11 protein-coding genes are annotated in these 9543 nt (G+C 60.0%); 4 read left to right on the top strand and 7 right to left on the bottom strand.

Annotated features, from left to right (window positions below; all coding sequences use genetic code 11):
- Window positions 1–714, bottom strand: a 714-nt coding sequence (locus EXR36_06395) for an enoyl-CoA hydratase (protein MSQ59271.1), incomplete at its 3' end; no start/stop codon positions are given.
- A gap of 114 nt (window positions 715–828) precedes the next feature.
- Here EXR36_06395 and EXR36_06390 point away from each other — a divergent pair.
- Genes EXR36_06390 through EXR36_06380 form a run of 3 tightly spaced genes read left to right on the top strand, consistent with a single transcriptional unit; the run spans window position 829 to window position 4238 of the window.
- Window positions 829–1941, top strand: a complete 1113-nt coding sequence (locus EXR36_06390) for a histidine kinase (protein MSQ59270.1) — start codon at window positions 829–831, stop codon at window positions 1939–1941.
- Window positions 1869–2663 carry a DUF599 family protein gene (locus EXR36_06385; protein ID MSQ59269.1) on the top strand — a complete coding sequence of 265 codons (795 nt, stop codon included), beginning with the start codon at window positions 1869–1871 and terminating at the stop codon, window positions 2661–2663. Before EXR36_06390 ends, EXR36_06385 begins: the two co-directional genes overlap by 73 nt.
- Before the next feature lie 9 nt (window positions 2664–2672).
- On the top strand, window positions 2673–4238 hold the full coding sequence (locus EXR36_06380) for an amidase (GenBank protein ID MSQ59268.1): 1566 nt from the start codon (window positions 2673–2675) through the stop codon (window positions 4236–4238).
- A gap of 131 nt (window positions 4239–4369) precedes the next feature.
- On the opposite strand, the gene EXR36_06375 is transcribed toward EXR36_06380, so the two are convergent.
- Window positions 4370–4798 (bottom strand): cytochrome C, encoded by a 429-nt coding sequence (locus EXR36_06375; GenBank protein ID MSQ59267.1) that lies wholly within the window; start codon window positions 4796–4798, stop codon window positions 4370–4372.
- A 137-nt stretch (window positions 4799–4935) separates the two neighbouring features.
- Between EXR36_06375 and EXR36_06370 the strand changes: the two genes are divergently transcribed.
- Window positions 4936–5295, top strand: a complete 360-nt coding sequence (locus EXR36_06370; GenBank protein MSQ59266.1) for a transcriptional regulator — start codon at window positions 4936–4938, stop codon at window positions 5293–5295.
- A 164-nt stretch (window positions 5296–5459) separates the two neighbouring features.
- On the opposite strand, the gene EXR36_06365 is transcribed toward EXR36_06370, so the two are convergent.
- The 5 genes from EXR36_06365 to EXR36_06345 are packed head-to-tail and all read right to left on the bottom strand — an operon-like array spanning window position 5460 to window position 9508.
- Window positions 5460–5702 carry a response regulator transcription factor gene (locus EXR36_06365; GenBank protein MSQ59265.1) on the bottom strand — a complete coding sequence of 81 codons (243 nt, stop codon included), beginning with the start codon at window positions 5700–5702 and terminating at the stop codon, window positions 5460–5462.
- 3 nt (window positions 5703–5705) lie between these two features.
- The gene (locus EXR36_06360; GenBank protein ID MSQ59264.1) at window positions 5706–6086 is read right to left on the bottom strand and encodes a response regulator transcription factor; all 381 of its coding nucleotides are present in this window, start codon (window positions 6084–6086) and stop codon (window positions 5706–5708) included.
- Window positions 6083–7207: a hybrid sensor histidine kinase/response regulator gene (locus tag EXR36_06355; protein MSQ59263.1), complete on the bottom strand. Its 1125-nt coding sequence runs from the start codon at window positions 7205–7207 to the stop codon at window positions 6083–6085. Before EXR36_06355 ends, EXR36_06360 begins: the two co-directional genes overlap by 4 nt.
- Complete coding sequence (locus tag EXR36_06350) at window positions 7182–7415, bottom strand: hypothetical protein (protein ID MSQ59262.1); 234 nt, start codon at window positions 7413–7415, stop codon at window positions 7182–7184. The genes EXR36_06355 and EXR36_06350 overlap by 26 nt, the downstream gene beginning before the upstream one ends.
- The gene (locus tag EXR36_06345; protein ID MSQ59261.1) at window positions 7412–9508 is read right to left on the bottom strand and encodes a transporter substrate-binding domain-containing protein; all 2097 of its coding nucleotides are present in this window, start codon (window positions 9506–9508) and stop codon (window positions 7412–7414) included. The genes EXR36_06350 and EXR36_06345 overlap by 4 nt, the downstream gene beginning before the upstream one ends.
- Window positions 9509–9543: the final 35 nt, after the last annotated feature.

Genomic DNA, 9543 nt, shown 5'->3' with positions numbered 1-9543 from the left:
GTAGCGGTAAGCGCCTTCCAACCCCATCTCCATTTGCTTGTAGAACATTCGCTTGCCTGTTGCGACCGCCACGGCGGACTTGGATTTGATGCGGCGGGCAAGGTCCGCGACCGCGGCGTCCAGGCCCTCAAGCGGTGCAACTGCGTTGACCAAGCCGCGTTCCAGGGCCGTGCGCGCGCCGATGAAGTCCCCGGTGAGCAACATCTCCATGGCTTGCTTTCGCAGGACGTTTCTTCCGAGCGGGACGCTTGGGGTCGAGCAGAACAACCCAACGTTGATGCCGGACACGGCGAACTTCGCGTTCTCCGAGGCCACCGCCAAGTCGCATTGCGCCACCAGTTGGCAGCCCGCGGCGGTCGCGATGCCGTGCACGCGCGCGATAACCGGCTGCGGAATTCGCAAGAGGGTCATCATCATCCTGCTGCACTGGGCGAAGAGTTTCTCGTAATAGTCCTTGCGCGGAGTGGCTCGCATTTGCTTTAAATCGTGGCCGGCACAGAATGCTGGGCCGTTCCCCGCGATCACGACGACTCGCACGGAGGTGTCTTGCTCAATACTCTCCAGCGCCATTTGAAGTTCGCCCAGCATTTCCTCCGACAGCGCGTTGTACTGGTTGGGCCGGTTCAGCGTAAGGGTGGCGACGCCGTCTTGGTCTTGCCGAAGCAGGATTTGTCCGGATACCTGTGCGGGAGGGAGATTAGAAACCGTGCTCATCGTGGGCTTCGCTCGAATGAAAGGATGATCTGGGCATTATAGTCCTGGGCCCGCACGGGACTGAGTACAATCCAGCATTCCGGTTCAAACCAAGCTCGCGCCGTGACGGCAAAAATTCTTGATCGCACCTTCGCTCATGGACATGCCAGTGCCAACGATTGGCGCGAGGCGCTGGAGCGTTGCCTGGAGCAATGCCGGTTGCCCGTTGCTGGCGCGACGCTGGGTTTTGTTTACGCAAGCGAGCATTTCGCGGGCGATCTCGACGCGATCCGCGCGCAGCTGGTCGCGCGAACGGGCGTCAAGCACTGGACCGGGACGGTGGGCGTTGGTATCTGCGCCAATGGCAAGGAGTATTTCGGCCGGCCCGCGCTCGCGCTCATGTTATGCGATATCGGCGCGGGGCACTTTTCGGTGCTTCCCTCCGTGCACTCGCTAAAGGAAACTCAACTCGCGGCGGCGAACCTCGAAGGCGGTACACCCAATTTCGCGGTGGTGCATGCGGATCCGGCCACTTCCGAACTCGGGCCCATGATCAAGGCCTTGTCGGCAAGACTGGAGAGCGGGTTCGTGGTCGGCGCGCTCACCAGTTCCCGGGGTGCTAGCCCGCGCATTCCCAAGGGTGACCTTCCCGGACTCTCGGGTGTTGTCTTTTCCGGCGACGTCGTGGTAGCCACGCGCCTCACGCAAGGATGCGCACCCGTTGGCCCGCGCCGAACGATTACGCGGGCGCACCGCAATATTCTTATCTCCATCGACGGGCGCCCGGCCTTGGACGTGTTGCGAGAAGACTTGGGCGGTCCCGCCGCCAACCTCGATTCAGTGCAGTACCACGTGTTTGCCGGCCTGCCTGTGAAGACATCGGATACGGAAGATTATCTGGTCCGTCACTTGATCGGTATCGACAGCGCCCGCCGCTTGGTCGCCGTGGCGGAAGCCGTGGAGACGGGCGGCAGCGTGTTCTTTTGTACGCGCGACAAGGCCAGCGCCAGCGACGATCTGGAACGCATGCTACATAGCATCAAATCCGGTTTGTACCGCGCGCCTCGCGGGGCGCTCTACTACTCGTGCCTGGGGCGTGGTCCTAACTTGTTTGGCGGGGACTCACAGGAGCTTCGCATTATTCGCGATCACCTTGGAGAGGTTCCGCTCGTGGGATTCTTCGGCAACGGCGAAATCTCCCACGACCGGCTGTACGGTTACACCGGCGTACTTACCCTATTCCTTTGAACGTGACCTTTCAGAAACTCTATGTTTGGCAATACATCGATCTTACGGCGTTTGACGCGGTGGCCCTGCTATGGTTTTTCGCTTTGTGGGCCGGCTACCAGCACTACGCGCGATACCAAGCCCCGCGCAAGCGCAGTCTCATGTCAGTGATGGGGCAATACCGGCGGGACTGGTGGACCAACGTTATAGGACGCGAACTGCGCGTGATCGACACCGGCATTCTTACGATGCTTTCCAACAGCGCTACCTTTTTCGCCTCGACCACGCTTTTTATTCTAGGTGGCCTGCTGGCGATGCTGGGTGCAACCGACCGAATCATCGCGTTGGTGCAGGGCTTGCCCTTTCACTCCAGATTGTCCGGCCAGCCCTGGGAGTTGAAGATCCTGTTGCTGATCGGTATATTCGTCTATTCGTTCTTCAAGTTCACATGGTCGCTGCGCCAATTTGGATTCAGCTCCATATTGGTGGGCGCGGCGCCCAAGGTCACGGACGATTCGCAAAGCGAGGCGCACTTCATTCGCCGTGCCGCCAAAATCACTTCCTTGGCGGCCGACAGTTTCAACTACGGATTGCGCGCCTACTATTTCGGTTTAGCGGCGTTGTCATGGTTCGTCACCACCTGGTTGTTCATGCTGGTCACCGCATGGGTGGTATTGGTGCTGTATCTGCGAGAATTTCGTTCGCCTGCCTTGCGCGCCCTTAGCGTCGAGAAAATAGATTAGGAGAAACCCATGAACCGACCGGAGTTGAAGGACCTACTCACTGCCGCCAGCAGCGCGCGCGACTACAAGTTTCTGGAGCGGGCATCCCTATGGGAAGAGCGTGTGCTCCTGCACGTCGCGGACATCGATCCGGTGATCAAGCAACGCGCCACCAGCGAGCCCCTGGCATTGCCCCCCGTGGCGAGGTTGCAATCTGCGGGCACACTGGCGGAACTTCCTGCCGCTGGGCAATCCGAGGATTTGTGCTTCGCCAGCGCCCGCGAAATAGCCGCGCGCATCAAGCGCAAGGAGATCTCGCCCCTGGATGTGGCCAACGCTGTCTTGCGCCAGGCCGAACAGAAGAAAGATCTCAACGCCTTCATCAGCCTGTATCCCGACGCGGTGCTGGCACGCGCCAGAGCCTTGGAGGACAAGCTCGCGCGCGGCGAGGTGACGGGGCCGCTCGCCGGCGTACCGGTGGGTGTGAAGGATCTCATGCGCGTGAAGGATCATCCCTTCACTGGCGGCACGAGGGCAATGCCGGGAGAGGTTTCCAAGACAGATGCCGTGGCGGTGGCAAAACTGCGCGGCGCGGATTCGCTCATCATCGGCACGACAAATTTGCACGAACTTGCCTACGGTGTCACCAGTGCCAATCCGCATTTTGGCGCGGTGGTGAATCCGCGCGCGCCCTCCCGCATACCCGGAGGGTCCAGCGGGGGGTCGGGTGCGGCGCTAGCGGCGGGGCTGTCCGCCATCACCGTGGGTACCGACACCGGCGGTTCCATTCGCATTCCCGCCGCCTGTTGCGGCGTGGTGGGCTTCAAGCCCAGCTATGAGCAGGTGAGCCGCGAGGGGGTATTGCCCCTGGCGTGGTCGCTCGATCACATCGGCCCTCTGGCACGAAGCGTGAGCGATGCGGCCCTTGCCTTCGAAGTCATGGCGGGCCTAAAAGCCGGGTCCGGAAACGTGGCCCCCGCGCGGAAGCTGAAATTCGTGCGGCCTGTTCCTTTTTTCTTCGATCATCTGGATAACGACACTGCTAGCGCATTCAACCGCGTGCTGGCCAAGCTGGAGAAGGCGGGCGCGGCTGTTCAAGAGCGCCGTATCGCCGGCATGCAATACGCGGGCGGCACGCAGTTCGTTACCTTGGCCTCCGAAGGCTGCCAGGCCAATTGGCATCTGCTCGCCAGCGCGGGTGATCGCATCGGCGAAGATGTGCGCGTGCGTTTGGAGGTGGGGCAATTCATCGCCGCCATCGACTACATCAACGCGCAGCGCCTGCGCCGCCAATTGCGCGACAACATGACCGCCGCGCTCAAGCCCGGAGAAGTTTTCGTGCTGCCTACCCTCCCCATCGTTCCGGCGGAGAAGGGCGCGCGCTTCATGGAGTTCGGCGGCCGCAAGATTCCCACGCCCGGCGCCATGACACGGCTAACCGGACCCTTCAACTTCGCGGGTTTCCCCGCCCTCAGTCTGCCTTGCGATGAGTGGGTTCCGGGGTTGCCGTTCTCGCTGCAGATCGCCGGGCGGCCAGGGGCGGACCTCGAAGTGCTGTCGGTGGGGCTGGCGGTGGAGGAGATATTGCGGGGGTAGGTGCACGCGAACGCGCTCGTGACCTTCAGGCCAGCGCAGTTCGCAGTGCGCGGGCTTGTGCCGCCAATGTTGGCTCTGGACTCCCATCAATCTCGGGGGACACTAAACACGAAATCCTTGTCTTTCTGCGCCTAATGGCATTGGTAGCACGCAGTCGCAGCGTTGGCGCCAACCGCCCGTTTATTCTTGTCCACTCCAGCGAAAGCCTCCCATCCCCAACCGCCCGTGTCCTTCCATTTCTTCGCGTTTTTGTGAGCGATCGCGATCATTTTTCGTTCACCCTCGGTGACGGTGTTGTCCTTCGCGACTTCCACGAAGAAATCCACGACGATCACGGCGCCATCAAGGAATGTGCCGGACTTGTATCCTTCCATGGCCTTCTTATTGGCGTAGATGTGGTGTACACCACCGAGCCCCTCGTATAGGCCGTGTCCGGGCAGGATCACCATGCTCTTCACGTGCCTCCAGTCACGCCAACCTTCCGGATACGGTACGGGTGCGGGTTCGGCTGCGGCAACCGTGCGCATCAATATAAACAACAGTACTAACGCCGTCTTCATGAATAACCTCCAGTAGAATGAATCGTCCGTGCCCTAGCAGCTACTGTGATTCAGTAGCGCGTAACAGGATAATTGGACCAAGAGGCGTCCTCAAGTACGGACGAATAGGTGCTGTACTTACCGAACGGTGCTATTTGATGAAAGGAGAGGGGAAAATAATTCTGGCCGAGATGCCGAAAGTTTGCGCCATGGTGGAAAACATCGTGGGTTGCAAGTGGTCTTTGCAAGTCCTTCATCTAGCTCGTGGCGGTGTGTGCCGTCCCGGAGCGATGCAGCGCTCGGTGGCAGGACTCACCCCTAAGGTACTCAACGAGCGCCTACGCAAATTGGTTCGCTACGGAATTCTCGAACGAATTCAGTATCCCGAGGTACCCCCTTGCGTGGAATACAGGCTCACGAATTTCGGCCGGCGATTTGCACGCATATTGGACGATATCGATGCGTTGCAAAGAACCGTCGAAGTCAAGGCAGATGCGAATCAAATGGCCGAACTTTGACCCCATAGTTAGGCTGTAACCCATTATCGCCCTCACCGCGTGCACCTATCAGCCCCGCGCGTGGGCCGGCTGATGGACCGCTTTCATGTAGCCACGAGGCGGACTGAGCCGGCGCCGGTAATGCGCCCATATGGGTGCCGTTAGGCACCGCCGCCTAGTCGCCATTACTTGCGCAGTAGTCCTAATCGCCTTGCCTCCTGCACCGCCTGTGTTCGGTTGCGCGCATTCAAGCGCTTGAACAACTCCTTCATATGCTGCTTGATCGTGCCCTCGGCCACGTTGAGGGCATCGGCTATTTGGTTGTTGGCCATGCCGTCGGCGAGTAACGGAAGAATCTGAAGTTGGCGCGAGTTGAGGATTTCTCTCTCCGTGCTATCCGTTCGCGCTTGCGCGGAGGGAATGAAGATTCCCTAGGGGACGAAGATCTCCCCCTTCAGTACCCGCCGCAGCCCGTCCATGAGTAATTCGCTGTTGGCGAACTTTGGAATGTAACCGCGTGCGCCGCCATCGAGCAATGTGCGGATCAATCGCGTGTCACTCACGCCGGAGAGCACCACGATGGGCAAGGTCGGATGCCGCCGCCGCATGGTGAAAAAGCCATCCGTCTCGCTCATGCCTGGCATTTGCAGGTCGATGAGCGCCATGTCCACCGGCCACTCCAGCGCCAGCTTATCCAACGCTCCTTGAAAGTTGTTGGCCTCGAGGATGGTGATCCGTGGGTCAAGCAGCTTCAAGAAGAAGCGCAATCCTTCGCGGAACATGGGATGGTCGTCGGCGTGGAGGACTTTCATGAGTTCGCCAGCGGCGGTAAGGTAAAGCTGAACTCGTTACCTCCCGCATCCAGGGGCCTCGCCTTCACGACTCCACCGAGCTTCGCGATGATCCGCTGTATGGTGACCAACCCTAAGCCATGACCCGAGGCGCGCTCTTGTTGCAAACGGGTGAAGGGTGTGAAGATGCGCTCGCAATCGGCCTCGGATAATGGGGTACCGTTGTCACGTACCCAGAAGCGCACTTGTGCCTGGTCCTTCTCGCCCCCTATCTCGATTCGCGGGGGTTGGCCGCTATATTTGAAGGAATTGCTCAATAGGTTGAGCCATACCTCGGCAACCCAAGGCGCGTAGCCGAGGGCCTTGGGCCATTTGCTTGGCAGTACCACGGCAGCCTGCGTGGAAGCGCGCAGGTCGGCCAATTGGATCAGAACATTTCCCGTCAAGTCCTCCATATCCAAGGCGTGCAGTTCCACCTCTTGGTTGGAAACAGTGGACAGCAATAGCATCGCATCGATGGCGCTGCCGGTGGTATTGAGCAGGCTCATGGCCTGCGTGAGCAAATGGCGCTGCTCTTCGCTGAGATTGTCCGAGCGGTATTTGTAGAGGATTTCCAGAAAGCATGTGCTCGCGGCGAGCGGTGTTTTCAGGCTATGGGCGATCGTATGGGCGTAAGCTTCCAGCTCCGAATTCTTGGCTGCCAGGTCTTGCGTCTTGTAGAACAGGGCTTTTTGCAGGCGGTGCAATTGCAGTTGATGCTGGATGCGTGCGAGTAGCTCTTCGCGCTGGATGGGCTTGGTGATGTAATCCACCGCACCCAGCGCGAAACCCGTGACCTTCTGCGCCGTCTCGTCCTCGGCAGTCATGAAGATCACCGGAATAGCGGCGGTGGCGGGATCCGCTTTCAAGCGCCGGCACACTTCAAAGCCATCCATGCCGGGCATGCGCAGATCGAGGAGCACCAGATCGGGGATGGCCAGGCGCGCCTTTTCCAGGGCTTGTTCGCCACTGCGCGTGAGCATCAAATCGAACCCATGTTCCGCGAGGTAATCGGACATGAGGCGCAGGTTCTGGGGCTTGTCATCGACGATGAGCAAAGTGGCTTCGCTGCCGATCTTAAGAGATGGCAGGATGACCGGCATCGCGAGTGGATTGCATGAAGTGTTGGAGAAGTGCCACGAGCGCTTCTTCGTCGAAGGCTTTAGACAAGGCCAGCACCTGGTTGGAAAAAGGCGCCAGGCGTGAGTCTTTTTCGGCGAGGTCTCTCGCCATTTGCTCTACTTTCATCCATTTGGCCATGCGCACCGATTCCATCAATTCGAGCAATGCCTTCTCGGGGGGCGGTATCAAGGCCGGAGTGCGCGGGGGGCTGGGTCCGCTTCATTGGTGTGGCGCCATGTGAGTTGCAGCGCATCGCCAATGATGCCGAGCAACTCCCGCGACTGAAAGGGCTTGCGCAAACATTGCGCGAACAAGGATTTGTCGTCCTGGGCGCGGGCGAGATCGGCAGTGCTGGCGGAGGCCGCGATGATGGGCGTGGAGGCCACGGAAGGCAACGCGCGAATGGCGGCGGCGGCTTCGAAGCCGTTGCGTACCGGCATGCGCAGATCCATGAGCACAAGATCTGGGTGAGACCCCTGCGTGACTTGAACCGCTTCCTCGCCGTTGCTGGCCAGCGTGACTTCGAAGCCAATGGGACGCAACATCTGCGCGATCAAATTCCTGTTTTCTTCTTGGTCGTCCGCCACCAAGATGGAGCGGCGGGGGCCCTCGTACCCGGTGATTTCTTGTTCGGCCAAGGCCTCGCTTTGCGGGCCATCCACGACGGGAAGTACCAAGGTGAGGTCAAAGCGGCTGCCACGCCCTGGCTTGCTGCTGACATCGATGCTGCCATGCATATGGCTTACCAGCGCATGACTGATGGCCAATCCCAGCCCCACCCCGGACTCGCGCCGCTTCCCCGGCTCGCCTTGCTCGAAGGGCGCGAAGATTCGAGCTTTGTCCGCGGGGTCGATACCCACGCCGGTATCTTCGACCACCATGTGCAACTCGGCGCCGCGCTCGGGTACGAGTCTGCTTTCGACTTTTAAAGTGACGATGCCTTCATCGGTGAATTTGATGGCGTTGCCCAGTAGATTGATCAGGATCTGCCGCAAGCGGCGGTCGTCGGCTTCCACCGCCGCTGGCAAATCCGGCGCCAGTTGCAGGACGAATTCCAGTCCCTTGCCCCGCGCCTCCACCCGCATCATTGCCGCGATCTCCTCCAGCATGGGGCGCAGCCGTACCGTCACGGGTTTCAATTCCAGATGCCCCGTTCGAATACGCGAGAGGTCCAGCAAATCGTTGATGAGCGCGAGCAAATGCTGGCCGCTGCCGAGGATGGTGCCGATGGCATCCTTGCGTGCGTTACCGGCAACGCGCTCCTCGCGCAGGAGGTCGGCGTAGCCCAGGATGGCATGCAGGGGAGTGCGCAATTCGTGGCTCATGCTGGCGAGGAATTCGTCCTTCGCACGGTTGGCCGCCTCGGCTTCGGTGTGCGCGGCTTCCAGTGCGCGGCGTTGCTTATTGAGTTGGCGGATCCACAGCACCGCCGCGAGCAGCAGGGTGGAGAAGAACGCGACCGCGGTCCAGATGGCGCGGTAATCCACCTTGCTTTCGTAGCGCAGCGACAGCCATTTTTGCGAGATCTCCCGTTGTTCTTCCTGGCCGATGGTTTGCAGCAGTCTGTCCAATAAACTCACCAGTTCCGGCCAATCCTTGCGCACTGCGATGGAGAAGCCCTTGGCCTGCAACGCTTTCTCGAGCGGCGTGGCGAGCTTGAGATTGCAGATTTGGCGGTAACGGATGTTGTAGACGATGGGAAAAATATCGTCCACGAGGCCGGCCTCCAATCCCGTGGAAACCGCCATCAACGCATCCAGGATGTCGGAGTAGGCAGTGACTTTGACGTTGGGATAGGCGCGCGAGACCAGTTGTTGCGCCGAGTGGCCAGCCGCCACGGCGATGCGCTCGTCATCGAAATCTCCCAGCCCCGTCACGAATCCGAAGTTGTCGCGCGTGACGATGACGTTCACGTACTGGAGATAAGGCTTCGTGAAACTCAGGAAATCTTCGCGCTCCTTCGTGGGAGTCAGCGCCAGCACGATGTCCAACTCGCGCCGTTTGAGTTTGTCCTCGACGGCGCCAAAATCGGGCAATTGCTTCACTTCGAAGCGCACGCCTAGGCGTTCTTGAATGAGTTCGAGGTAATCCGCCACCACGCCGGTGAAACGACCGCGGCTATCTTGAAACTCGTAGGGTGCGTAGTTGATTTCCGCTCCTACCCGAATCACTGGATGCTCGCGCAACCAGGCGCGGTCTTGCTCCGTGATGACGTCGGTCTCGATTCCTTCCGCCTCTTGCGGGAGAGCGGGCTGGGCCGCGAGCGCGCAAAGCAGCGCCACAAGCCACCGCTAGTACCGGGTATTCGAACGTTCAG

This window comes from Betaproteobacteria bacterium, from assembly GCA_009693245.1.
Taxonomy (GTDB): domain Bacteria; phylum Pseudomonadota; class Gammaproteobacteria; order Burkholderiales; family SHXO01; genus SHXO01.
Note: the sequence above shows the minus strand (reverse complement) of the source record. Positions and strands in the feature narration are given on the sequence as shown.

What these genes read in the sequence shown, in the direction of transcription:
- EXR36_06380 (MSQ59268.1), top strand. Translation starts at nt 2,673, where the DNA reads ATGAACCGACCGGAGTTGAAGGACCTACTCACTGCCGCCAGCAGCGCG.
- EXR36_06370 (MSQ59266.1), top strand. Translation starts at nt 4,936, where the DNA reads ATGAAAGGAGAGGGGAAAATAATTCTGGCCGAGATGCCGAAAGTTTGC.
- EXR36_06355 (MSQ59263.1), bottom strand. Translation starts at nt 7,207, where the DNA reads ATGCCGGTCATCCTGCCATCTCTTAAGATCGGCAGCGAAGCCACTTTG.
- EXR36_06360 (MSQ59264.1), bottom strand. Translation starts at nt 6,086, where the DNA reads ATGAAAGTCCTCCACGCCGACGACCATCCCATGTTCCGCGAAGGATTG.
- EXR36_06375 (MSQ59267.1), bottom strand. Translation starts at nt 4,798, where the DNA reads ATGAAGACGGCGTTAGTACTGTTGTTTATATTGATGCGCACGGTTGCC.